General features: G+C 39.7%; 22 protein-coding genes and 2 pseudogenes. 13 read left to right on the forward strand and 11 right to left on the reverse strand.

What is annotated here, in order from left to right; all coding sequences use genetic code 11:
- Positions 1 to 462: 462 nt before the first annotated feature.
- Positions 463 to 1,386 (forward strand): hypothetical protein, encoded by a 924-nt coding sequence (locus VB733_RS20225; RefSeq protein WP_323341860.1) that lies wholly within the window; start codon positions 463 to 465, stop codon positions 1,384 to 1,386.
- A 36-nt stretch (positions 1,387 to 1,422) separates the two neighbouring features.
- Here VB733_RS20225 and VB733_RS20230 read toward each other — a convergent pair whose 3' ends face one another.
- Together VB733_RS20230 and VB733_RS20235 are read right to left on the reverse strand one after the other, a co-directional pair.
- Entirely contained in the window at positions 1,423 to 1,605 is a 183-nt protein-coding gene (locus tag VB733_RS20230; protein WP_323341861.1) for a hypothetical protein, read from the reverse strand.
- Between the two features lie 46 nt (positions 1,606 to 1,651).
- Positions 1,652 to 1,858 (reverse strand): hypothetical protein, encoded by a 207-nt coding sequence (locus tag VB733_RS20235; protein ID WP_323341862.1) that lies wholly within the window; start codon positions 1,856 to 1,858, stop codon positions 1,652 to 1,654.
- A gap of 582 nt (positions 1,859 to 2,440) precedes the next feature.
- Here VB733_RS20235 and VB733_RS20240 point away from each other — a divergent pair.
- Complete coding sequence (locus tag VB733_RS20240; RefSeq protein WP_323341863.1) at positions 2,441 to 5,590, forward strand: CHAT domain-containing tetratricopeptide repeat protein; 3,150 nt, start codon at positions 2,441 to 2,443, stop codon at positions 5,588 to 5,590.
- Here the strand turns inward: VB733_RS20240 and VB733_RS20245 are convergent.
- Both VB733_RS20245 and VB733_RS20250 read right to left on the reverse strand, forming a co-directional pair.
- Positions 5,587 to 6,003: a hypothetical protein gene (locus VB733_RS20245; RefSeq protein ID WP_323341864.1), complete on the reverse strand. Its 417-nt coding sequence runs from the start codon at positions 6,001 to 6,003 to the stop codon at positions 5,587 to 5,589. The genes VB733_RS20240 and VB733_RS20245 overlap by 4 nt on opposite strands.
- 163 nt (positions 6,004 to 6,166) lie before the next feature.
- Entirely contained in the window at positions 6,167 to 7,330 is a 1,164-nt protein-coding gene (locus VB733_RS20250) for an Arm DNA-binding domain-containing protein (RefSeq protein ID WP_323341865.1), read from the reverse strand.
- Positions 7,331 to 8,322: 992 nt separating this feature from the next.
- On the opposite strand from VB733_RS20250, the gene VB733_RS20255 reads away from it, so the two are divergent.
- Positions 8,323 to 8,733: a hypothetical protein gene (locus tag VB733_RS20255; RefSeq protein ID WP_323341866.1), complete on the forward strand. Its 411-nt coding sequence runs from the start codon at positions 8,323 to 8,325 to the stop codon at positions 8,731 to 8,733.
- Between the two features lie 6 nt (positions 8,734 to 8,739).
- A complete protein-coding gene (locus tag VB733_RS20260) occupies positions 8,740 to 9,615 on the forward strand; it encodes a hypothetical protein (protein WP_323341867.1) in 876 nt (291 codons plus the stop codon).
- Between the two features lie 167 nt (positions 9,616 to 9,782).
- On the opposite strand, the gene VB733_RS20265 is transcribed toward VB733_RS20260, so the two are convergent.
- The 4 genes and pseudogenes from VB733_RS20265 to VB733_RS20280 all read right to left on the reverse strand — a co-directional run bounded on the left by VB733_RS20265 (position 9,783) and on the right by VB733_RS20280 (position 12,107).
- Complete coding sequence (locus VB733_RS20265) at positions 9,783 to 10,643, reverse strand: GNAT family N-acetyltransferase (RefSeq protein WP_323341868.1); 861 nt, start codon at positions 10,641 to 10,643, stop codon at positions 9,783 to 9,785.
- 104 nt (positions 10,644 to 10,747) lie between these two features.
- Positions 10,748 to 10,969 (reverse strand): annotated as a pseudogene (locus tag VB733_RS20270) (IS1 family transposase); the annotation flags it as partial.
- Positions 10,970 to 10,986: 17 nt separating this feature from the next.
- A complete protein-coding gene (locus VB733_RS20275) occupies positions 10,987 to 11,709 on the reverse strand; it encodes a LuxR C-terminal-related transcriptional regulator (RefSeq protein ID WP_323341869.1) in 723 nt (240 codons plus the stop codon).
- A 41-nt stretch (positions 11,710 to 11,750) separates the two neighbouring features.
- Positions 11,751 to 12,107 carry a helix-turn-helix transcriptional regulator gene (locus VB733_RS20280; RefSeq protein WP_323341870.1) on the reverse strand — a complete coding sequence of 119 codons (357 nt, stop codon included), beginning with the start codon at positions 12,105 to 12,107 and terminating at the stop codon, positions 11,751 to 11,753.
- A 34-nt stretch (positions 12,108 to 12,141) separates the two neighbouring features.
- Here VB733_RS20280 and VB733_RS20285 point away from each other — a divergent pair, with 34 nt between their 5' ends.
- Genes VB733_RS20285 through VB733_RS20295 form a run of 3 tightly spaced genes read left to right on the forward strand, consistent with a single transcriptional unit; the run spans position 12,142 to position 14,016 of the window.
- Entirely contained in the window at positions 12,142 to 12,597 is a 456-nt protein-coding gene (locus tag VB733_RS20285) for a MarR family winged helix-turn-helix transcriptional regulator (RefSeq protein ID WP_323341871.1), read from the forward strand.
- 53 nt (positions 12,598 to 12,650) lie between these two features.
- The gene (locus VB733_RS20290; protein WP_323341872.1) at positions 12,651 to 13,541 is read left to right on the forward strand and encodes an epoxyqueuosine reductase; all 891 of its coding nucleotides are present in this window, start codon (positions 12,651 to 12,653) and stop codon (positions 13,539 to 13,541) included.
- 22 nt (positions 13,542 to 13,563) lie between these two features.
- A complete protein-coding gene (locus VB733_RS20295) occupies positions 13,564 to 14,016 on the forward strand; it encodes an SCP2 sterol-binding domain-containing protein (protein ID WP_323341873.1) in 453 nt (150 codons plus the stop codon).
- A gap of 20 nt (positions 14,017 to 14,036) precedes the next feature.
- Here VB733_RS20295 and VB733_RS20300 read toward each other — a convergent pair whose 3' ends face one another.
- Together VB733_RS20300 and VB733_RS20305 are read right to left on the reverse strand one after the other, a co-directional pair.
- Positions 14,037 to 14,231, reverse strand: a complete 195-nt coding sequence (locus VB733_RS20300) for a hypothetical protein (RefSeq protein ID WP_323341874.1) — start codon at positions 14,229 to 14,231, stop codon at positions 14,037 to 14,039.
- Between the two features lie 398 nt (positions 14,232 to 14,629).
- The gene (locus VB733_RS20305) at positions 14,630 to 16,405 is read right to left on the reverse strand and encodes an SWIM zinc finger family protein (protein WP_323341875.1); all 1,776 of its coding nucleotides are present in this window, start codon (positions 16,403 to 16,405) and stop codon (positions 14,630 to 14,632) included.
- 374 nt (positions 16,406 to 16,779) lie between these two features.
- On the opposite strand from VB733_RS20305, the gene VB733_RS20310 reads away from it, so the two are divergent.
- Positions 16,780 to 17,184, forward strand: coding sequence for a VOC family protein (locus tag VB733_RS20310; RefSeq protein ID WP_323341876.1), 405 nt, complete (start codon positions 16,780 to 16,782; stop codon positions 17,182 to 17,184).
- On the opposite strand, the gene VB733_RS20315 is transcribed toward VB733_RS20310, so the two are convergent.
- The gene (locus VB733_RS20315; protein ID WP_323341877.1) at positions 17,161 to 17,481 is read right to left on the reverse strand and encodes a hypothetical protein; all 321 of its coding nucleotides are present in this window, start codon (positions 17,479 to 17,481) and stop codon (positions 17,161 to 17,163) included. The two genes, VB733_RS20310 and VB733_RS20315, sit on opposite strands and share 24 nt — an antisense overlap.
- A 1,034-nt stretch (positions 17,482 to 18,515) precedes the next feature.
- Here VB733_RS20315 and VB733_RS20320 point away from each other — a divergent pair.
- The 5 genes and pseudogenes from VB733_RS20320 to VB733_RS20340 all read left to right on the forward strand — a co-directional run bounded on the left by VB733_RS20320 (position 18,516) and on the right by VB733_RS20340 (position 24,115).
- Entirely contained in the window at positions 18,516 to 19,067 is a 552-nt protein-coding gene (locus VB733_RS20320) for a hypothetical protein (protein WP_323341878.1), read from the forward strand.
- A gap of 92 nt (positions 19,068 to 19,159) precedes the next feature.
- Entirely contained in the window at positions 19,160 to 19,510 is a 351-nt protein-coding gene (locus tag VB733_RS20325) for a hypothetical protein (RefSeq protein WP_323341879.1), read from the forward strand.
- Positions 19,511 to 19,647: 137 nt separating this feature from the next.
- Positions 19,648 to 22,350 carry a hypothetical protein gene (locus VB733_RS20330; RefSeq protein ID WP_323341880.1) on the forward strand — a complete coding sequence of 901 codons (2,703 nt, stop codon included), beginning with the start codon at positions 19,648 to 19,650 and terminating at the stop codon, positions 22,348 to 22,350.
- 3 nt (positions 22,351 to 22,353) lie between these two features.
- The gene (locus VB733_RS20335; protein ID WP_323341881.1) at positions 22,354 to 23,067 is read left to right on the forward strand and encodes a hypothetical protein; all 714 of its coding nucleotides are present in this window, start codon (positions 22,354 to 22,356) and stop codon (positions 23,065 to 23,067) included.
- 16 nt (positions 23,068 to 23,083) lie between these two features.
- A pseudogene (locus VB733_RS20340) lies at positions 23,084 to 24,115 on the forward strand (hypothetical protein).
- Positions 24,116 to 24,121 lie beyond the last annotated feature (6 nt).

The following is a 24,121-nucleotide window of genomic DNA, read 5'->3' on the forward strand; positions in this document are numbered from 1 at the left end:
GCGATTGGGAAGTAGGGGGAACCGGGAACGGGTGTATGAATTTGTTGAGCCAAAAGATGGACGGGGTGAGATTTTTACCAAATGGTTAAAAAGTTCTGGGGTGGGTGTCCGGGGTGAATAAATATAGTAATTGGTTTATTTGGGTTGTCACTGTTGGGAATATAACGGGTGCGATGGGCTGCATCCCGGTCTACGACCATCGCTATAGTAAAATCAGTTTTGTGTTCGGGAAAATCTACAATGAAAGTTTGTATCGCGTTTTTTGTTGATTTACGGTATTTATTGTTGAAAAAAATATTTTCCCCTGGTCAATAGGTTGAGTTTGTCGTAGTTAAACTCAACCCAAAGAAAATTACTAAAGTCAAATTAAATCGATCAAAATCAGAAATGCCTTCAAAGTTTTTTCTGAGGTTATTGAAAAATCTATGAGTTAAAATCTGTCTAGTTTACGTTCAGATGAATATGCTTGTATTTTTTTTGCATGGTGTTAATACTAAAAATTGTGACTACGCAAAGGCACTAATAACACATATAGAAAAAGAATTTAATCAGGATGATTATTATGAGCATCCCCTTTTTTATTCTAGTTTTTGGGGAAACTTATTTAATAATAAAAAAAATCAAATTAATAGCTGCATTAAAGATGATATATTCAAGGCTGATAAGAAACATCCAGAATATCAATGGTTAAAAAAAGACTTTTATAGATATCTTCAGCGAAGATTGGACTTCGTAAACAACTTTCTAGGAGATTTTCTAATTTATCAAAATCCAGCTAGGGGTGAAGCAATTCGTCAAGTTGTTTTGGAGCAATTAATGCAATATATTAAAGACCATCCAAAACAGGAAAATATTCATTTTATCGCTCATTCATTAGGAAGCGTTATACTTTGGGATATCCTATTTTCCCAAAACTTACCAGAACATGATGCTGCTTTTAGATTTCGTGATTTTTTACAAAATATAGATGTAGCTAGTATCACTACATTGGGTTCTCCACTACTTTTTATCAAGCATTTACTAGATTTAAATTTTTCTCATATTCACACATTTACAAGTTATGCGAACACAACGAATCAATTTAGATGGGTTAATATCATACATTCTTCTGATTTGATTGCATACCCATTACAATCAGCAATAAAAGATGAAATTGGAAATAATATATTTTTCTGCGATCAATATGTTTGGCAAGATGCAAATACAATGGAAAAAACACTCAATTTGTCCGGCAATTCAGACTTAGCAATGGTTATAGCTGCTGAAGATGCTCACTCTTCATACTTGTATGACAATTTAGATGGACGAATTACAGGAAGAATTATTGCCTATAATTTAAAGGGACAAATAAAAGAATTAGAGAAAAGATGCATAAGCCCAAAATAAATTTAGTCTAGTTCCCATTTACCCTCGATATTGCCACTATATTCTCATTTTATTGTAAATTCCCACGGTAATGCGGCGATCGCGTCTATTGAATCTTGGTCTACGACCATCGCGACTTAGGTAACGAGTCAACTTGATTTTCCCCAGATGGTTAATAAAGTTGACGGGATAGGTGTCCAGGATAAATAAATATAGTAATTGGTTTACTTTGACTGTCACCCTTGGGAATATATGAGGTGCGATAGAACTCCGCTACGCGATCACGTTATTTGCGAATTTGCGATCGCACCCACAATAGCTTTGCGCGATCGCAGTTGTGGGATAAGTGTCCAGGGTGAATAAATATAGTAATTATTTTGTTTTTGGTTGCTACCCCTGGGAATAGATTGGTGCGATGGGCTGCATCCCGGTCTACGACCATCGCGTTTATATGGAAGAGGCGATCGCTACTTGGGTAATTAGTCCACCTCATGGTTAAAAATTTGGGGGGTGGGTGTCCAAGGGTAATAAATATAGTTATTGGTTTACTTTGACTGTCACTTTTGGGGATATTGAGGTGCGATCGCAACTTGTATGATGTTTAAGTCGAATGGCATCCTGCACCTGCTCCATCAACTTTTTGGGGCGTTGTTCCATGATAAAAACATCCTGAAAATTCTGTCTATTGTCCTAATTCGGATAATATCCAGAAAATTTCGGGATAATGGCTAACGCCAAGCTACGCTAACAGCGATAAATATAGAGCCAAAGCTTGTACTTACGTGCAAAATGAGGTTAATAGACCGAATAATTCCGTCTATTAACCGAAAAAGGATAATAGCCAGAAAGATTCTTGATATCCACCCAAATATGGGTAGCTATCTAGAAAAATTCGGTATAATTAGGTGGATATTGACGATATCCGGAAAAGTTATTGATATTATGACAAAATTATCTGTAATGCCTTATTTAACTAGATTGCTTGGTGTGATAGACGGAAACTTTCGGGTTAATAAATAGTTAGGTGGTCAAGTTTCTGAATCTTCAATGATGAATTCTGCTAAAGAGAAGGCTGATGAACATAAGAGTGTTTGGCTGGTTCCGGAGATTTATCCCAAAGTCTATCAACGGCAATAAGGAAGCTGAAGCCGATCGACTATCAGATCAAGGTTACGAACAATATGAATCTGGGCAGTTCAAGTCTGCCGTACAAAGTTGGAAGCAAGCATCAGAGCTATATCGAGAGTTGAAAGACCGTGAGGAAGAAGCAATTGCTCTAAATAATGTAGGCGGCGCTTTTTATTCCGACAAAAACTACCAATTGTCAATTGAGTTTTTTCAAAAATCGTTAAGGATTTTTAGAGATATCGGCGATCGCTCAGAAGAATCTAGGTCTTTGAGAAGAATAGGTAGTTCTTACGAATTTTTACGAGATTATCAGCAGGCGATTAGATATTATCAGTACTCACTGGATTTATCACGAGAGATAGATGATGAGTCGGGAGAAGCTCTTTCTCTGGAGAATTTGGGTGATGTTTATGATGAGTTAGGACAGTTTCAGAAAGCAATTGAATATTATCAAAGTTTGCTGTCTCTTAGAGAAAAGATAGCTGATCGAAAAGGCAAGGGAACTTCCCTGATGAAGATAGGCAACACTCTCTCTAACTTAAAACAAGATCAAAAAGCTATTGAACTACATCAACAAGCGCTAGAAATTGCGAGAGAGGTGGAAGATGAGGCAGGAGAAGCCTTTTGCTTGGGAAATTTAGGCTCTTCTTATAACGCTTTAGGACAACATGAAGAGGCTGTTAAATGTCAACAGCAATCACTCTCGATTTTACGTAAGATTGGTAATCGTTCTCTAGAAGCTCGTTGTTTAAACAATTTGGGAGTTACTTTTCGTGATCTTGGATACTCTCAGCAAGCCATTGAATCTTATCAACAATCTTTAAAAATCAAACGTGAGCTAGGAAACAAATGGGAAGAAGCAGATACCTTAGAGAACTTAGGCAGAACCTTCCAAAGTATGGGGCAATATCAACTGGCTATTGGGTACCATCAAAGTGCTCTAGAAATAAGACGAGAATTAAATGATAAAGTTGGGGAAAGCAAATCCTTAAATAACTTGGGTATTATTTTTGATTCTTTGGGTCAATACCAAAAAGCCGTTAATTACTACGAGCAAGCGCTGGATCTTGCTCGAAATATTAGTGATCGTTCAACAGAAGCTTTTCTTCTTAATAATTTAGGTCTCTCTTTCTGTTCGCAAGGGAAATATGAATTAGCAGCTAATTATTATCAAGATTCTTTAAGTATCAAGCGAGAGATAGGAGAGCGCTTTAAAGAGGCTAATTCTCTAATGAATTTGGGAGATGCCTTTCGGCAGCTACGGCAGTATCAAAAAGCCATTGAACAACATGAACAGGCATTAGAAATTTATCGAGACTTTAATAACTCATACGGAGAAGCCAACTGCTTAAACAACTTAGGTATTAACTTTTTCTACTTAGGACAATATCAAACATCAATTAGCTATTACCAACAATCTTTGAATATAAAGCAGAGGATAGAACATCGTTGGGGAGAAGGCTTATCTCTGAGTAATATAGGCGCTGCTTTCTTTAGAGATGGTCAATTATTAGAAGCAGAGAAAAACTTTATTGATTCAATCGAAGTTTGGGAAGCTCTTCGGCAAAAATTAGATGATACTCAAAGAATATCAATATTTGAGGAGCAAGAAACAACTTATCGACTATTGCAAGAAGTATTAGTTAGTCAAGATAAAGTAGGTGCAGCTTTAGAAATTGCTGAACGAGGTCGTACTCGTGCTCTTGTAGATCTTTTGCTTGAACGTAGTGATTTTTCTACTTTAGGGGATGCATTAGAGGATTTCGCAAGTGCGCCATCCCTTAAAGGTATTAAGGAAGTTGCTATCCAAAGAGAAACTACTCTTGTGGAGTATTCAATTATTTATGATGATTTGGGTCAAGAATCTAAAATTTATATCTGGGTTGTTAATCCATTAGGCGAGATCAAATTTAAGCAAGTTGATATAAGCTTTCTGAAGCAAGAAGATATCACACTTAAAAATCTAATTTTTAATTCTCGTCTCATTATTGGGGCTGAAAAATCAAAGGATGCAACTATATTGTCTGAAGTTCAGCAAGATACTGATCACAAAAGACAAGTTTATTTACCTCTGAAAAAACTTTATGAAATTTTGATTGCTCAGATTATCTCCTATCTACCTAAATCTAATCAAGGCACAGTTACTTTTATTCCACAAGATGCTCTTTTTCTAGTCCCATTTGCTGCGCTTCAAGATTTTAATAATGAATATTTAATCGAAAAATTTACTATCACAATATCTCCTTCAATCCAGGTTTTATATCTAATTGTTCAGAGGCAAAAATCGACTGATCTAAAGATTTTTGATTTGCATAAAAGTAAAGATGATGATTGGTTTTTAGTGGTTGGCAATCCAACTATGCCTTTAATTCCTTCCATAAGCGGAAAGTCTGTAAAACAATTAGCTTCTCTACCAGGAGCTAGCGCTGAAGCTAATGCTATTGCGGCTCTTTTTGATACAAAAGCTCTAATCGGAGCGGAGGCAACTAAGGTTGAGATTGAGCAACGAATGCTTCAAGCACGATTAATCCACTTAGCAACTCATGGACTACTAGATGACATTAGACAACTAGGTATACCAGGAGCAATTGCTTTGGCTCCTAGTCCAAATGATACTGGATTTTTAACTGCTGGCGATATCTTACATTTAGAGCTTAATGCTGAATTAGTTGTTCTGAGTGCATGTTTAACTGGCTTAGGTAATTTGACCGGAGATGGTGTAGTAGGATTGTCTCGCTGTCTTATGGCGGCTGGCATTCCTCGCTTGATTGTTTCTCTTTGGTCTGTAGATGATCTGCCTACAGCCTTCTTAATGATTAAGTTCTATAATGACTTAAAAGCGCTCCCTTCATTAGAACCAGGTGATATAGCTAGGCTTCTTAAACACGCTCAAACCTGGCTCCTTAGCTTACGAACTGAACAAGCTGAGCAAGAGCTAGAAAAGCTTAAACCTTATATTTATAAAGCATTTTCTCATAGGAGTAAGGGATTAGCGAACGCATATATTAGGCGTTATTTACACGAAATTAAAAACCATGCGCCATATCCGTTTTCTAGTCCACTTTATTGGTCTGCCTTCACAGCTATCGGTCTTTAAGAATCAGCATCAGGAGTGTTGCAAAATTTCCTAATGCCACGCTTCAGAACATACATCAAAACTGGAACTGCTAATGCCTCTGGTAAATTTCCCATGAGCGTTAATTGTGTAATTAGAACGGGTAGAAGTGCATTCATTAAGTCACGAGAGAAACCGTCTATTAACTCCTCTTTAAATTCTTCTGCACAAATCACATTACGGCACTTTTGTGCTACCTGTTTTAGAAAAGCTTCTCCTAAGTCAAGTCCAGCATTTCTATCTAATTTAACTCCAGACTCAACTACTAAAGCCTCTGCTGCATCCTCCAAATTGCCATCACATTCTTCAATCACACTGAGAGCAGATAAAACTTCAGGATGACTAGCCAAACCATCTCGAACCAATGAAATCTCTTCTGATGTGACAGTGGTCATAGATTAATCTCCGGTAGGCTAGAATCTCATCAGATTATATCAAATCCAGGGTAAAACCATCCTACAGATATCACCCTCCCAACTATTAAGCCAACTAAAATACACACAAATTTCATTCGCTTTGCGATCGCGTAGCGACTATCGCGATCGCCCACCCCGACCCCTAAAACTCCGGCAAAACCAACTCCCGACTTTGCCCCGCATAATGGCGATAAATAATCTCCGGCGAATTCCCCACCATAATCGCCACATCCTTAACATCCACCCCATTCTTCAAAGCCATCGTAATAAAAGTATGCCGAGTTTGGTAAAGTTTTCTATACTTCACACCATCCAAACTCGCCAACACAGTCCTCCAAGCCCGTCGGCTGAGATTATGCACATCAATCCACTTCCCATCCGGCGAAGGAAACACTTTCCCATCATCCGACACACCAACAGGTTTTATCGACCTCAATAACCCAGCCAAACGCTGATTAATTGGGAAAACCCGCTTCTTCTGAGTCTTCAACCCCGGCTTACAAGTCAACCCCGACGACGAAATCACCACAGCCTGCTCAAATCGAAGCACCGTAAAATCGATCGCAACATGCTTCCATTGCAAAGCTACAGCCTCCGATGGTCGGCAACCCGTAATAAATAAAAACTCAATCAACGGTGCGTAATGCTTGTAATAGCGGTTTTCTCGGAATGCGCTAATTATGCGATCGCGTTCCTCCAAAGAAAAAGGGTTAATATCCGTCTCCTCGCGATCGCATGAAGGCACCTTAATATCACTCGCCATTCCCTCAAACGGATTTTCCCCAATCATCTGGGATTTGACAGCCCAATCACAACAAGCCGAAAACTGAGTCAAAATCTTCTTCGCAGACAGGGGACTTTTATTTGCAATCAACCAATCCCGGATTGCGATCGCTTTATCCAAAGTCCTTACTGGCAAATGCACATTGATACAGCGATAAATTTTATGGTAATCCTTCGCCAAAGTACTGGGAGATAAACTCGAACGTTTGTACTCAGTGTAACTATCCCACAAATCCGCCAAGGACGCATGAATCTTATTCTCGCTTGCAGTTGTAAATTCAACCTGCTGAGATTGGGGTTTATATCGTTCCAACGTCACATCAAAATTGTTGCAGAGAATATCCAACTCGATTTGCCGAGCTTTCATCTCAGCCAGCTTGCGATTGGCTTTGCTATCGGTATAACCGGTTGAAAGATAATGACGTTTACCCCCAAAACTAAAAACTAGCTGTAGGCGATCGTTCGAGATTTTGATTTGGACAGTGCCCTTAGAGGCTTTGCGTTGAGGGGCATTGGAAGCCACACTAATACTCCTTCTGAGAAGGCAGGAGGTAGAAGGCAGAGGGCAGAAGGGAGGTTAAATAACTATTCCACTACTAAGTCCAGTGTTTCATCCTGATTTTGAATAAAGCACTCAACTTGCAAAGCAAACAGAAATTCTTTTCCCTTCTGCCTCTCCGCAGTTGCTACAACCGGGGAAACCCCGGCAACGCACTGCTTGCCTTCTGCCCTCCGCCTTTTTCTTTACCCCAAATTTACCCCAATAAAATGTCCAAACTTGTCCAAAAATGTCCAACGTCGGCATATTCTTACACCAAATTTACACCCTTAAAATGGCTGAAATGGGGTTTTAGTGGAAATTAAAAACCCCTGAAAGGTGTGCTTTGCAGGGGTTTGGGTTGTTATGCCAGGAACGAGACTTGAACTCGTGACACGAGGATTTTCAGTCCGAGAACAGAACTTGTACAGCAAGACTTTCAGACTCAGAGTTTGGACTTACACCATCTTTACACCATTTAGTTTTTGACTGCTTCAGAAGCTGAATTTGAAGCTATGTTCTTTGATTGGAGAGGCTTTTGCCATAATCACATGCCACGTTCTCATCTCACGCAAATTTCATCGGTAAAAATAGGGTAAGTATAAGCACTCTCTCTATTTTTGTACTGACAGCATTGACGCAATTTTATTGCGTTAGTGTACGCGCAGTGTTGCCGCAGGCTAGCTTACCAGTTCCGTTCACCGACATTGTTCCCTGTACCCAAAGGGCTTAGGGTAGGAACTAATCTTGAATATACTGAGGGCTTTTTCCAGTTCGCTTACAGGTAAAAATCGTCCGATAGGGTTCGATACTTCTACCTTGCGGGAAGCATTTCGGAAAAAAAGTGATTTGCCATCTTCCAAGCTTATTACGTTGTCAAGCACAATAAGCTGATAACGAGATGTAAAATTAAACTAGTAAATCTATCTCAAAATAATGCCCATTTATAATCGCAAAACAATCAAGGGAGAGTCTGGATGGATAACGAACAAGCTGTCTTGGAAATAAGTGCAGTTGAAACTACTAAGTCTTTATTATCAGATTTAAAACAACTCTCCAGGTGTGCAGGAGAACCGGTAGCTGCGGTTTTTGCTGATAGTTTATTACGAAAAATGCGCTCTTTACATGATATGTATATGGACGACCCCTATACAGAAATAGTCATGGCACTACATGATGCACTTGCTTATCAAAATAATTGGATTGAATATGGTAGCGAACAGTACCAGGATGTATATAATCTATTTCTATCCCTAGTTGAGCGAGAAAAAATTACTAGTGTTGAAGTAGAAAACGCAATTATAACTCTAGAAAAAATAGGCTTTGACACTTTACCTTTTGGAGTCAAACTTGATAACAATTTTCCAGAAGAAGAGATAACGGTATAAGTAAATATGTCAGGGTCATCAGTCCAAGAGCATTTTTTAGATACCTCTGTAATGAGGTCATTATTACTTGCAACACAAGCTTATCGCCAGTATTTAGAATCTCAATTTAGTTCGGAACCGCTTTATATATCCAACTACGTCCAAATGGAAATAAAACGTAGTTATTTAATCAATATTATCTCTTTTTATTTTGTTCTGCGTTTGGATTCAATTAATACTATAGGTGATGCAATTGCATTATGGAGCAATAAGTTTAAAGGAAGTGAACTCAAAGCAATATTGCAAGTTATACCTCAGCTTTTTAGTACCCGTCAACTCAATTTCTCTAGCCCCCAAGATAAAGAAAAGGCTTTATCTCTGTTAGTAATTTACATCAAACGTTTTGAACTGATAATCAGAAGAAAATTTCCTAACTGCAACGATTATACAGTCTGTTCCCGTGCTGTTGTCCCACTAACTATCGATTTAAAAAATCCAGTTCCCGACTTGAAAAAGTTTGTTCTGGAATTTGGAGATACAAAAACCTGTCGAAGCAAGTGCCAAATTGACGACTTTCTTTTGGTAAAATATCGTTCCGAAGTTGAGCAATTAATCGAAGTTGCTTCCCAACTACCTAGAAATACAAATACAAGGGGATTTCTCAATATTGCGAAGAATCTCAAAGAGATATTAGTTGTAGGTGCAACAGCTTGTGACTGCAAGTGCTGTGAGAAAATAGGAGATGTAGTTATCGCTTTGAATACACCTCGTAATTTGCGATTGGAACACACTGATAATTCCTTTGATTACTTGTGTCCACCAATTAAGCAACCTCACTACAAATATCCCTCAGAAAACCAAGTAGTCATGAATCTATCAATAATCAACTTGGAACAGGATTAACGCGATTGCGCCCCGGCAGCACCAGAGGTGATGCCGGGGCGATCGCAAAGCTGAGAATCTACGGTGGGTAAGTATTTCTATATGAATATCAGCGCGGTTTAAACGTCTGGTAAAATCGATACATTCGCAGGATAAATGAAAGCGAGTGCTGATTTTAACTATGGGTTTTAGCCTAACTCCAAAGTTGTTACCCCGAAAATGCGATCGCTGTCAATTACCGGTGTTTGATAACAATACATACGAATGCAGGTAAATGTTGGTTGCAATTGATAGCGCTGTCTCAACACAGAAATAGCAGGACTAACATCAGGTATGTCGATAAATACAGGCTGTTTCCCTGCATGAGATGTTAATGCTTGGAAAAGACAATCAGCAATTTCCGTAGACTCGGCAAATAACGGACCAATTTTAAAACCCTGATGGCAAGGACGTATAACTCCATAACCTGTTAGATTAGCAGATTCCATCACCCCGTAAGCATACCCACCTTTAACATTAATCCAAGATTGGAGGAACTGAGGACGACTAGCAGGAAATAATTCTGCATCATAGCGAAGAATTTCTGCAAATGGTACGTTTGCTAGTGGGATTACGGAACTTGGTACAACACCAGAATCTTTTAGCTCGTAAACATGACGAATATGACGATATGCTGGAATGAAACCAAGACGACGATAAGTTTCTTCTCTTTCAACAACTCCATCCAAGCCAACACTGCATCGATTTAAATCTAGTCTTTGAGTCATTTGTTGCCAAGCATTTTGCCAAATCTGCGTTCCGTATCCTTGTCCCCGATGTTCTGGTTTGACAATATACAGTCCAATAAACGCAAAAGTTTTATCGTAACAAACTATAGAGATACAGCCTATGGGTTCTCCATCCAATTCGCCAACGAAAAATCCACTACTGTCAGCAGCATAAAAGCTCTCTACATCATTTATACCCGGGTTCCATCCTTCTAAAGCAGCCCAACTCAGTGCAAGTTGTAAATCGGAAAGCTGCATTTGACGTATTTTTATCGTATTCATTATGTGTAATTTAAATCAATAATTGCAACACATCCAATGTTAAAAACATAGCAGTGTCATGTCTCTACTGCATCTGGTAAACTTTTACCGAGTTGTTTTACTCAGGTGATAATTGTTGTATTGTGGACATTTTTGACTCGCGAAATCGCTCTAAAGCCTATTCCATTGAGATACATCTGAATGCATTCTTCTTTTAATTGCTTGCTATAAGTTGGCTTATAATCCCGAATAAACTGGCGACCGCAATGACAACAGATGTCATTTTGCCTACATTTTTTTATTCCATTTTTACGGTTATGTTCGCAGTTGCATTTTGGACAATTCATGTTTTTTGTACCTGTATTCATACCCTATTATGGAACGCCGTTTTCTGTTTATTTCGGACACTCAATTGGGGTTTTGTTACCCAAAGTTGTGCCACCATCTCTGCACGAGATGAAACCTCAAGCTTACGAAACATTCGCTTGAGAGCTTGTTTGACCGAATTTTCAGTAATCCAAAGCTCAATCCCGATTTCCGCGTTGGTAAGTCCCAAAGCAACTAACTCAGCAATTTGTAATTCACGAGGTGTTAAGCGATCGCTTTGAAGCTGTTGAAGCTGAGAGCGCACGGTTGCAGCCCAAACCGACAAGTGTAAACAGACCGCACTCATATCTGCAATATTCTGGGTATCGAAAGCAGACATTGACTGTTCGCGTGTGCAGCCCACAACACCAATCAATTGACCATTGCTGATGATTGGTCCTGCCATCACATGCCAATGATCAGATCGAGGACAAATCATTGCCCAAACCTTGGGGGATGTAACCAATGATTCATGCACAGGGGTATGACGCTCGACGAGATAGCGTACAACCGGATTATATTCGACAGATAAAGCGATTTGTAGGGGTTTCGGAAAACTGCGTTCGACTAAAGACAGTTGATCAAAGAAAAAAATTCCCCATCGCTTTGCGGAAAAATACTCACCAATTTTGGGGACGATGCGCGATCGCAAGTCTGTTTCATCCTTTACCTCATTCACTGATTGAGCGATAATCACAATTGTGCGAGAATGACACGACATAACCATTGCAACGCAGTGGACGTTAAAGTTTCCTTGGCTAACTAATAGCTATCTTGGTAAGCTTTTGGTGTGACTCCTGTGTGTTTGCGAAACAAGCGTGTGAAGTGACTTTGATTGGCAAAACCACAGGAAAAAGCAACTTCTGTGATCGAGAGGGTGGTTTGGTGTAACAATTGTTTTGCCCGTTCGATTTGCTGTTGCATTATGTATTGATGGGGTGTTACTCCCATCGATTGCTTGAATAATGTAATGAAATAATATTGACTAATATTGACTTGTTTGGCGATCGCATCTAAAAGATAAACGAAGTAGGGTTTGAGAGAATAGATATGGATGCGATCGCGCCAAAATTTACCAGTCTTGGTTCTAGAAGCCTCAATTCCAAACCAAATCGCCATTGACAAATTCAATATACATGTATATACATATATTATGGAAGAGGAAAACCCCCAAACAAATCTCCTTGGAGTCACTCAAATACCTGCAACCTGCATGGGTATGCATATTCGTCGGGCTTCGCGGATTATTACTCAGGTGTATGACAATGCTTTGCGTCCGGTGGGGTTGGTGTTAAACCAATTTACCCTGTTAGTCTCAATTTACCTGCTTGAGTCCACACCGATTACTCGTTTAGCTCAAGAGTTATTTACCGACCAAACCACCCTGACTCGCAATCTAAATTTATTGGAAAAGCGAGGTTTAGTAGCGATCGCACCTGGTGAGGATCGACGAGTTAAGTTGGTATCCCTGACCTCGGAAGGGAAAGCGGTTTTGACAGAGGCTATACCTTTGTGGGAACAAGCTCAAGCTGAAGTGATGCAAAACTTTGGAGAGGATTCGTGGAAAAGCTTATTAGCGCTTCTGTCTGAGGTGAAAGCCGTAGGTTAATTTTAAAATTTGCCTAAAACATGTATATACATATATTAATTAAAGGGGATATAATGGCTAAGTTTGATAATCATCCAACTGTAAAATGGTGGCGTGAACAGTCTGTTAGTAATGTGCCAACAAATAGAGTTAAATTGAATGCAGATTCACTGCGATCGCTCTGCTTAGAAATGGGCGCTGATGACGTAGGTTTTGTGGAAATTGGTAGAGATGCGATCGCTGACCAGCATTCAGATATTTTGAAGGCATTTCCAGCAACCAAAACCTTGATTAGCTTTGTCTGCCGTATGAATCGGGAAAATATTCGCACTCCAGTCCGTTCGGCAGCAAATGTAGAATTTCATGCTAATTATGACCATGTCAATGAGGTTGCCCGCAAAATTACCAAAGCTTTGGAACAAACGGGTGTCAGAGCAATGGTTCCCGGGGCTAGTTTTCCAATGGAAATGGATCGATTTCCCGGTAAAGTGTGGGTTGTTTCCCATAAACCAGTGGCAGTTGCTGCTGGATTGGGACATATGGGAATTCATCGTTTGGTAATACATCCCAAGTTTGGTAATTTCATCTCGCTGGGAACTATTCTCTTGGATGCAGAGGTGACTGAATATACTCATCCCATCGACTACAATCCTTGTTTGGAGTGCAAATTATGCGTCACAGCTTGTCCGGTCGGTGCGATTGGTAACGATGGTAACTTCAATTTTTCAGCCTGTTACACCCATAATTACCGTGAATTTATGAGTGGATTTACTGATTGGGCAGAGACAATTGCTGATAGTAAAAATGCCCGCGATTACCGTCATAAAGTCAGTGATTCTGAATCAGCTTCGATGTGGCAGAGTTTGTCCTTCAAAGCAAACTATAAAGCCGCCTATTGTATGGCTGCATGTCCGGCTGGAGAAGATGTAATTGCCCCATTTTTGAGCGATACGCCGGAGGCGTAACCTTTGGTATCGCAAAGCGTTTGTGCAAGAAGTGGTTAAACCGTTGCAAGATAAACTCGAAACAATTTATGTCATACCTGGTTCGGATGCAGAAACCTATGTAGCCAAACGCTTTCCCCACAAAACAATGAAACGAGTCAGCAGTGGTATTCGTCCTCTATCGATTCCAGGTTTTCTGTTTGGATTGCCATTACTCTTTCAACGTCATCAGTCAGAGGGGTTGAATGCTGTATACCACTTCACATTCACTGGTTATGAGTCTCGTCGTGCAACGGTGAGGATTCAAAATAAAATATTACAGGTTCAAGATGGGCACGTTGGTAAAGCAAATCTTTCTGTGACTGCGGATAGCCAAACTTGGTTACGTTTTCTTGCCAAGGAGCAAAACTTGATTTGGGCTTTATTGCAAAGAAAGATTCGTATCCAAGGTTCCCCTAAATTACTTCAAGCATTTGGGAAGTGTTTTCCTGCATGAAATACCGATCGCTCATCTTCTTACACCAGCCAAAATAAATACGATAAGCAAAGCGCAATGCTTTGTTTATGTTGTTCCAACATTGCCTTACTCAGTAATTTTTTCCCTTGGGGATACTGTCCGAATTTCTCTGCTTCCCGAATACCCATTGCTGCGGTAAATTCCACCAGCGATCGATTGTGGAGAACTGAAAATTGCGGAACGCTTAATCGCAACTGCTTTATCTGGAAATCCTCCTGAAGAAATTGCCTCCCAATTGAAGGATTTGTTTATACAAATTAATTTACGCCCTTACTTACAGCGTCGCGGCATAAATATTGATGATGAGCAAGCCTTAATCATAAACAACATTCGTTAGCCCTCTTATTCTGGTAAACATACCCAATTTTAGATGAGCTAGAAGACAAAAAATATTGCAAAAGTCATAACTAATCTTGACGTTGAGTAAGCTTGTATACAAATTCAAAGAGTAGCTATTTTCAACATCGAACACCAGCCAAAACAAGTGTGATCGCTCTAAAACAGCTTGATACAAACCTTCTTTATCCTGAAAATAGTAATAAATAATCAATAAATCATCGACTTTGCCACACCCGTTTTCGCCGCGATCGCTCTATACTTTATTTAGCCCTTTGAATAATTCCATTAATTTACGTTTGCGTCCGTGGATGTTTTCTAATTCTGCACGATAGGCAGACCATTCGGATTGTTTACCCAATTGCACGTAAGCAGCTTTAACTTTTTTCAACCACCGAACCGCATTATCATAGCGATCGGCTTTTCCCCGATTCATAATATCTTCTGCCAGTTGCCGTGCTTTAGTAATTACCCAATCGGGACGGTGGGGTATGGCTGCATCCATCACTCGCTCCAGTAATTCCGAGGCATAATAACTATTGCTGCTCACTGTTGCTATAGCCTCATCAATTAACCCTTCATGGAGAAAAATATCAACTTTCGCCTCTGTTACGTACCAGTGTTTTAATTCCCGTATAATCTCTAGTAAATCTGGTTTGATTTGCGACCAGGCATCTGCCGCTAAGTTCTCTACTTTCTGATAATCTCGAAACGATGGTTTCGCTTCAAACGCAACCATACTGGCATTTAACGCAGTCGATGTATCTCCCATTCCCTCCGCAAAATTGCTCGTCCAAGAGGCAAACTCGTAGATGCGATTTCCTGATAAATGTAGTCCTAATCGCGAAATTAGTAGCGCTTCCGACAAGTATCCATCGTCCCTCAATACCATAGCCAGAGCAAAGGCTGTTTCGGCGGTATCCATCTGGGTTTTTGCCACAGACATGGCTTCGTCAATTCTTCCTAAAGCTGCTAGTTTGGTTAAATATTGCTGCATCATCCCTTCGGCAAAGGATAGATTTAAATACTCACTGTAGCGATTTTGACGTTCTAGGTAATCCAAGCGTATTGATATTAAATCGTCGGCAAAATCTGGACGTGTATCTTCTTGCCAAAGCTTTATGGAAGTATTACCTGCCACGATTTGTTGTAGTGGTTCGTAGTTCCAACCCTGCTTTAATGCTTCTAGACTCATACCGAAATCTGCGGCAATCTCATCTTGCCAAGATTCCAACATAATTTGCAAATCCTTCGCTTCGGCTTCGGGTATATCCGCACATAAAATCGCTTCTGTCCAGGCAATATCGAGAGGTTCGGCGATCGAATAACAATCACCACCGTATTCTGCTAATTCGTCCCATTCTTCTGCGTATGTAGATGTGATGGCTTCGAGGATGGCAATGGCACTAGTTCCATCACTTTGCCGGGCAAATTCCTGGGCTTGTTCGATAATTGCGGTCAATTCTTCGGTAAATGGGTCATCTTCGCTGCCATATTCTAATTCTCTCAACCCATCGCGCAAAATCCGCCGTACTTGGGAGCGAATCGGTGTCACATCGATTTGACTGCGACGTTTGCTAGGAGGAGATTTTTTGTTGCTGGGTGGGGAGTTGAGCAAACTAACAAAGCTATCGATATCATCGATTAATTCTGGGTTTTTTCTCAATAATTCTTGAACTAAACGTTGAGTTTGTAAATGGTCAAGTTTATCTAATAGCTGTTCGGAGGTGGGACGTTCTGTTATTGCATTGGATGCACGGGTACAGGTTAATAATGTAGCGACAATATGCTTGCACCAGCCATCGTAATCGTAGAGACAACTGCAACAGGCTAAAGTGATGCCCCCAGCATCAAAATTCACACTGACTCGATAGGGCTTAATCTCACTACCTTCTACTGATGCTTGGAGTGAATTACCGCGCTTTTTCACGTCATATACTGCTCCCCGGCGGTAATAATCTTCACCACGACTGTAGGATGAAGCGTTCGATTTATGGCGAATGATGGCTTCCGAGATTGGTAAAACTGACATGGCACCCAAGAGTTTTACTTTTAGCCTACGCCGAATTGAGTTTAATTTGAAGTTGCGATCGATAAATCTTCATACATTGAGAATTATTCTTCCGAAATAGAAGGAGGGTAAGGAAACTAGTCAAATTAAACCCCTCTTGTAAGCTAAATCCGTAATAATATTTAATTCTGGATTAATTATGATATACCTAGTGTTCACTGTTGCTGATCGCCAGAGGCTTCCGAGATATTTTTTCTTGCATTGCTCAAGTAATCAAGCAGAAATATTTACACATTTACTTTTAAGCTGGATAAGAGTTTCAGGTTAAATACTTCTGCAATTAGTTTTGTTTAACTACGTTATTGACTTGAAAATCAACGAATTAATTTGCCACAATGATAAATATTGATCGATTAGACCATCTGGTGTTGACTGTCAGAGACATCGAATCCACCTGCAATTTTTACAATCGGGTACTGGGAATGCAGGTAGTTATTTTTGGAGAAAGACGAAAAGCGCTTGCATTCGGACAGCAAAAAATCAATCTCCACCAAATTGGCGAAGAATTCGAGCCAAAAGCAAATAAACCGACTCCTGGCTCTGCGGACTTGTGCTTAATTGTGCAGGAACCCTTGAGTGATGTCGAGCAACACCTACGTTTTTGCGGTGTGGAAATCATCTCTGGACCGATTGAGAGAACTGGAGCGATGGGTGCGATCGCCAACGATTATTCTTGGTTTGTAATGTTTAGCAGATACCATACCATCGTTAAATCTTCATGGTTTGGTTTGATTCGATAACCTTCTAATCCGAGGCTTTTGCCATCCAGAGGGAAGGGATTCTAAATAGCGTTCAATTGCATTGATATGCCCCTGGGGGTTAGTATCTTTATTCTGTATCCAATCAAGAACTAGGACAATGTTATACCGAATAACCCTAGAATTAATGGCGACCCAATGAATATCCTTCTGTAGTAATCCTCCTAATCGATATCTTTTGAGGGTTTCCGTAGATAAACCAGTTCTTTCTGCTGCAATTTTTTTATTTACCAATGGATATTGCGGTAATGATGCGATTTGTTTGGGAGGACTTTGCACACCTACCACTCCTCTAGTTTTCAAGTATTTACTAAATATGGGCTTGTGTCGTGATCGAATCTACAGACATACATTGAAATTTTGATTTTGAAGATAGTGAAGATGCACAAAGATTTGTATTATAAAAACTCGAATCTCATGAAAAATAAAGCTCAACTCATATCTTGCACCTCTACGTATATACCCAGATAAAGTTAAAAGATGTGCGATATAGCTACATTCTTTTTACTACCTTTTATCGCTAAATCAAGGATTTAAGGTTTTATACTGAGTGTTTAAAATCCATCAAATTTTCTTGGTGCAAGATGTGAGTCAATCTAAAATTTTGACTTAGCGTGGTCGAGCTTTAAAGCATAAAAGATTACGAAAACCCATCTATGTATGAGAATACATTTTGGCAACTAATTTAACAATTTTACTTTGGAAAGAAAGTTAATAATCAATACTTGTTTGTATATTATTTATATTATTTTCACAATTCAACACTGAGGAAAAATTCTAGTTTATATCTTTTTGAAGCAGACTTTTAGAGGAAAATCCAGCTATTCAAATTATTGATATTTGATGTCCTTATTAATGTCAGTTATAACCGTATACTGAGACATTTTCCAGTTAGTGAATACAAATAAATGTACGGAAGCTTTTGCATTAATTGTTGTATTGATTCTGTACAAGCGCTTTTGACATGGTTTGATAGCAGCGATCGCATTGTTGTGTCTTTAATTTTGACTTTCTAATTAACAAATTAGCTAAAATTTCGACATATCATCTCAGTATATGCGGAAATACAAAAAGTAAAATTAAAGACTTAATTAATCAAAATTGATATGTAAGATTGAAGACTATTGGTGCTATAAGTTACATTATTGCTGTTGAGTTAAGTATTTATTTGGTTTATACAAGTAAGATATAAAACAATTACAAAATGATATTTTACCGACGAAAAGGCTTGAAAAATAATCCCACAATTGGTTGATGCAAACTTTAGTAATAGGACAGTATTAGTAGGTATAGAAAATTTTGTTGTGATTTCTATGTTCTTGAAACCAATTCCAAATACAGACTCGCACCCAAGAAATCATGCTCGAACTAATAGCTTAATGTTGACTGCAATTTCTGTAACAGTTATAGATGTAGTCATCAATCCAAGTTGGCTTGGAATTACGACGTTGACTATTTCCACATTGGGAATGAGCGCGATTTTCTTTCGACACGAGTTGGAAGGTTTCTTTAAAATCATCACAAAATTTTCTCACAGCTACAAAATCACCTTGTCTGTTTTAATTCTTTGGAGTGCATTTCTACTATTAGAAGCCCTAGAAAGTCCGGTACATGCACAATTTTTTCAAAGTGCAGAAACTTGGATGACAGGGCAGTTTACGGGAGCAGAAGAGGCGATTACTTTGTCGTTTAATGTACTACGAGGATTGTTTATTTTGTACTTGGGAATATCGCTAGTTAGGGTTATTCAAGCCGCAAGACAAGATGAAGACTGGCAAAATTTGGCTCGTACACCAATGATTATTTTAATTGCGGTAACAATGGGTGATATCTTAGCAAATTTGATTATTGGAGGTGGAGGGTAATACAATTCGCAATACCCGCTATCGCGGGAAGCAAGCTACGCAATTCGCAATTCGTAATTGGTAACTCGTAATTTGCTATTATCACTCAATTTATGGAGGATAAATCAAAATATCGCAAAGTTAATGTGGCTCTTGGGAAGCAACCGAATATTGGACCATTCCCTGCTGACCAATTAATTCCTTGGGCAATAATTTGTGGAATTTCTTACTACTTAGCTCACGGGTTATTTCGACTTAATTGGGTTTGGACTTGTAGTATTTCAGCTTGGGGAATCGCAACTTGGTGGATTATTACTGCTAACGGAGCATGGAGGATTTTATCTAAATTTGTTGCGACTCCTCGCTGGACAAGAGTTCGTTGTTTGTATCAGCCAATAGTTAATTCCAAACAAATTAAGAAGGCAGGAGGACGTAGGCAGAAGGCAGAAGGGAAAAATCAATAGACACCTCCAATAAAGGAAATTAACACCTTGTTTAGTAAGGGTAAATATTGAATTTCTGGAGATGCTTATGTATCTATAACCTCCTGCCTCCTGCCATCTGCCTTTCTTCAATCAAAAAAATGTAGGTTTTTGTGTGAGTGTCAAATCAAAAAATTGGTAAACGGTTGGTAGAAAATGGAGGAAGTAAACTTTCCTTAACACCTCTTGAAGATGCATTTGCACCTTTTACAATGTTGCAAATTAATCTTCAAGGTCGTTCGGTTGGCGCTTATCTTTTACGCAAAGGTGTGGACAATTTCCTAATTCAATTTGGATTTGAATGTGGGGGCATTCATTCCACATTACGCAACGAACAAATCGACCCCGTATTTGATGCGATCGAATCCGGTTTGAAGGATTTACCCGATGGCGAACGTTTGACCATACACCTGAGTTCGTTTACCAATGACGCAGCACGACAACAGCAACTCAAAGATTTGAGCGATATTGCTCCTAACAAAGAACTGCAATATCTACTAATGGGGGAACGATATAGAACACAACAATTAACAAACCAAGGAGTTCGCAAACCGAAAACATTACGGCTTTATTGCACATATACCGTTGAAACTTCGAGTACGGGAACGAGTGACGCGATCGAGAAAGTTCTATCGAAATTAGAACGTTCGTGGAAATCGTTTACTGGAGAAATCAACGAACTTCAATTTATCGCGATCGAGCGATTAATCCATTCATCCTTCACTGACGGATTTCAACTATGGGAACAACTTTTATCAAACAAAATGGGGCTAGATATCCACCCCCTAACTGCCGAAACGCTTTGGGAGTATCTTTGGCAGCGTTTTAACAACACACCACCCCGTCCGATTCCCCAACTTCTCACCCTCGATGACAATGGACTACGTGAGGAAATTTATTCAGATGTTTCCCCCGCATCTTTGCTCATGGAGTCCGAGTCATCTATCCCCGTCGCAGATAGACGTTGGGTGCATCTCCAAGAAAAATACATCGCTGCTTTGACTTTTGCCGATAAACCCGGTGGTTGGGTGGATAAGGAGCGACAGCTGCGTTATTTGTGGGAGGTTTTATCAAGGGAGAGAATTTACGACACCGAGATTTTCTGTCAGTTGATGCGGGCTAATGAAACCTTAGTCAAAACTAATATGCAGCGCTTGACTAAGCAAGCAAATACATCAGCCGCACTTGCTCAAGATAAAAACTCGGTGGACGTGAAATCCCTGCTCAATATCAAAAAATCTGTTGCTGCCCAAGAAGAACTCTATGAAGGTGCTGTTCCCATCCACGTAGCGACGGTATTTTTGGTATATCGCAAAACCCGCGAACAATTAGACGAAGCTTGTCGTTACCTACAATCCTGCTTTCTCCGTCCAGCTTGGGTTATCAGAGAAACCGAATATCCCTGGCGCATTTGGTTACAAACTTTACCCATCGTTTGGGAACGCCTAATGACTGCTCCTTTCAATCGACGCTTAGTTTACTTGAGCGGTGAAGTGCCGGGATTAATGCCCTTGGTGCGAACCAAAGCCGGGGATAACCAAGGTTTCGAGTTAATTGCTGAAGAAGGAGGAACACCTGTTCTTCTGGATTTATATAGCCAACACAAGAATTTAGGGTTATTTGCCACAACTCGCGCTGGTAAAAGTGTCTTGGCATCTGGTATTCTCACTCAAGCATTAGCCCACGGAATGCCCGTCGTCGCGATGGATTACCCAAAACCCGATGGAACCAGCACTTTTACCGATTACACCCAATTCATGGGAGATGACGGTGCGTATTTTGACATCGGCAAAGAATCCAGTAATTTGTTTGAGTTGCCAAATTTGCGATCGCTATCATCTTCTTTGCAGCAAGAAAGATTTGAAGATTACAAAGATTTTCTCGCAAATGCAATATTAGCAATGGTTTCCGGGAATCGTCGGAGTGAATCACAAGATGCGGTAAGGTCACTTATTGCTTTGGCTTTGAAAGCGTTTTTTGGGGATGAATTGATTCGCGAGCGCTATGCTGCTGCATACATGAATGGCTTTGGTTCAGTTGAATGGCAGACAATGCCGACATTACATGACTTTCTGGGTTTTTGCTCCCACGAAAGATTGCGGTTAGATTCTCTGACTGGGGATACAAAAGCAGCTTTGGAAACCATACATCTGCGGTTAAGATTTTGGCTGTCGAGTCGGGTTGGTCAAGCTCTTGCACAACCATCTACTTTTCGCAGCGACGCAAGGTTACTCATCTTTGCACTACGTAATTTGTCGAACGATGAAGATGCGGCAATTTTGAGTTTGAGTGCTTATAGTGCAGCATTACGTCGGGCATTGGCTGCTCCAGCGAGTATCTTTTTTATCGATGAAAGTCCAATTTTGTTTGAATTTGATGCGATCGCTGCTTTGGTAGGTAGGTTATGTGCAAACGGAGCAAAAGCAGGTATCAGGGTGATTTTATCAGCCCAAGACCCAGATACGATTGCCAAATCTCCATCGAGTTCCAAGATTTTTCAAAATCTAACTACCCGCTTGATAGGACGGATTCAACCGACTGCGGTGGATAGTTTTACTCTGATTTTGAAATATCCCCAAGAGATTATTTCCCGCAATGCCACCGAAAGTTTCTTCCCAAAAAAGGAGGGTTTTTATTCACAATGGTTGCTGGATGATAACGGAATTTTTACCTTTTGTCGTTATTATCCAGCCTTCAATTTGTTAGCAGTAGTAGCCAATAATCCTCAAGAGCAAGAAAGGAGAACAGCAGCTTTATCGAAATATTCAGATAAATTCATAGCGATTACTGAATTTTCTAAGCAATTAGTAGAAGGTGATTGATATATGAAGAAAACAAAGAAATTGATAATTGTTGGAGTTGGTATTGGTGTAATATCAGTGGTTAGCATTCCCACCGCTTCGGCATTAGAAATACCCAATCCCCTTGCAAAAGTATTTGAGCAATGGCAAGAACAGTTAGGTCCTATAAATAAATATGTTTCCTCGACTATTTCTCAAAAAATAGAGGATTTGTCAGCATCATTGCAGGGAGATTTGCAAGCAGCAGTGAATGAATCTGTTGGGAATTTAGGTCTACCAGATGCAACAGAAACAAGAGAAAAAATTGAGGGAATTGTTGCATCTACAAATACTGCTGTTAATCCTGTTGATAAAGCCACTAATGAAATTGATCGGCAAATTACCCGTGCCGATTCTAACAGTACCTTAAGTAAAGAAGGTCAAATAATTACGAAAAAGCAAGTTGAAAAAACTCAAAATTCGATTAAACAAGTTGGAAATTCTGGAGAAGCAGCACAGGAAGAAGTTGTTACCCAAAATGTGATGAAGCGTATTGCCCAGCAAAATACTCAAATAGCGGGAATCTTGGGAGCAATGCGAACCGATGGATTGAAATCCAAGCAATCTCAGGATTTAGCAAATTTGAATTTAACCAATATTTCTCGTTCTGTAGACGGACAAAATCAATCTAAACAGAAAGAAGTAGTAGGGCAGGGATTTAATAACTTGAGAGTTGCATCCCAAGCAAGATTATTTTAATTGAATATCTACCCGTATGTTCTATCATTTTTTGAAATACGGATTAATTTTTTCTCAAGTACAGCCTCCCAATCCTGGGCAAGCAGCTTCTACAATTACAGAGGATGGAGTTGCTGCAAGTTAAGCAGTAGCTGAATCAGTCGATAGATTATGGAATGACGTATTAGATGGAGGATTATATGGTGCGATCGCAAATTTAGGAGTCTTTTTCGCTGTTGGAACTTTGCTAATCTTTATTGTCCAATGGACGAAGGAAATGATTGATGGAGAGAGTTCCAAAGGATTTACCGAGATAATTTGGACTATTGTTGTCATCGTTTTACTTGCTAATAACGGTCAACCTTTAGCATTAGCTACTCAAAGTTTGCGGGGAATTATCAACCAAACCAATCAAACTCTCCTTGCTTCGACTTCTGCGTCTATCCAACTCCAAGAAGCCTATCAGCAGGTAATGCTCAAAACTGGACAAGGAGATGCAATTCAATCTTTAGTAAATCAATGTAACGCGATCGCTGACCCTACACAACAAACTCAATGTCTGGAGAATGCAGCAGCACAAGCCAAGGAAATCGAAGCGAATTTAGACTCAGATAATCGTCCCGAATGGTTGAAAAGTATTAGTGATTTTTTCAATACCAATATCTTTCAATTGGCTGTTAGAGGATGGCTGTTTGGGTTTGCGATCGCATTTCAATGGGTTATTGAGGTTTGCATGTTATTGACAGCTTTACTCGGTCCGTTGGCTGTGGGTGGTTCGTTACTTCCCGTCGGTTCAAAAGCAATTTTTGCCTGGTTAACTGGTTTCTTTTCTGTAGGGATGATAAAGCTTTGTTTCAATATTATTTCCGGTTTGATAGCGACGATGGTGTTGAATGCCGATAATAACGACCCGATGATTTTTGCATTTGCAATCGGTATTCTTGCACCAGTTTTATCTGTTGTTTTAGCTGCGGGTGGGGGGATGGCTGTGTTTAATAGTTTTTCGAGTATTGCGACTTTCGGTGTTGCTACGTTCGTTCAGAAAATGGTGAATAGGAGAAGCTATTAATTAAGA

The sequence above is a fragment of the Calothrix sp. UHCC 0171 genome (assembly GCF_034931845.1).
Lineage (GTDB): Bacteria > Cyanobacteriota > Cyanobacteriia > Cyanobacteriales > Nostocaceae > Brunnivagina.

Excerpts from the sequence above, each read along its gene's own strand:
- VB733_RS20225 (WP_323341860.1), top strand. The coding sequence starts at position 463 with ATGCTTGTATTTTTTTTGCATGGTGTTAATACTAAAAATTGTGACTAC.
- VB733_RS20235 (WP_323341862.1), bottom strand. The coding sequence starts at position 1,858 with ATGAGGTGGACTAATTACCCAAGTAGCGATCGCCTCTTCCATATAAAC.
- VB733_RS20240 (WP_323341863.1), top strand. The coding sequence starts at position 2,441 with ATGAACATAAGAGTGTTTGGCTGGTTCCGGAGATTTATCCCAAAGTCT.
- VB733_RS20245 (WP_323341864.1), bottom strand. The coding sequence starts at position 6,003 with ATGACCACTGTCACATCAGAAGAGATTTCATTGGTTCGAGATGGTTTG.
- VB733_RS20255 (WP_323341866.1), top strand. The coding sequence starts at position 8,323 with ATGGATAACGAACAAGCTGTCTTGGAAATAAGTGCAGTTGAAACTACT.
- VB733_RS20260 (WP_323341867.1), top strand. The coding sequence starts at position 8,740 with ATGTCAGGGTCATCAGTCCAAGAGCATTTTTTAGATACCTCTGTAATG.
- VB733_RS20265 (WP_323341868.1), bottom strand. The coding sequence starts at position 10,643 with ATGAATACGATAAAAATACGTCAAATGCAGCTTTCCGATTTACAACTT.
- VB733_RS20275 (WP_323341869.1), bottom strand. The coding sequence starts at position 11,709 with ATGTCGTGTCATTCTCGCACAATTGTGATTATCGCTCAATCAGTGAAT.
- VB733_RS20280 (WP_323341870.1), bottom strand. The coding sequence starts at position 12,107 with ATGGCGATTTGGTTTGGAATTGAGGCTTCTAGAACCAAGACTGGTAAA.
- VB733_RS20285 (WP_323341871.1), top strand. The coding sequence starts at position 12,142 with ATGGAAGAGGAAAACCCCCAAACAAATCTCCTTGGAGTCACTCAAATA.
- VB733_RS20290 (WP_323341872.1), top strand. The coding sequence starts at position 12,651 with ATGGCTAAGTTTGATAATCATCCAACTGTAAAATGGTGGCGTGAACAG.
- VB733_RS20305 (WP_323341875.1), bottom strand. The coding sequence starts at position 16,405 with ATGTCAGTTTTACCAATCTCGGAAGCCATCATTCGCCATAAATCGAAC.
- VB733_RS20310 (WP_323341876.1), top strand. The coding sequence starts at position 16,780 with ATGATAAATATTGATCGATTAGACCATCTGGTGTTGACTGTCAGAGAC.
- VB733_RS20320 (WP_323341878.1), top strand. The coding sequence starts at position 18,516 with ATGTTCTTGAAACCAATTCCAAATACAGACTCGCACCCAAGAAATCAT.
- VB733_RS20325 (WP_323341879.1), top strand. The coding sequence starts at position 19,160 with ATGGAGGATAAATCAAAATATCGCAAAGTTAATGTGGCTCTTGGGAAG.
- VB733_RS20335 (WP_323341881.1), top strand. The coding sequence starts at position 22,354 with ATGAAGAAAACAAAGAAATTGATAATTGTTGGAGTTGGTATTGGTGTA.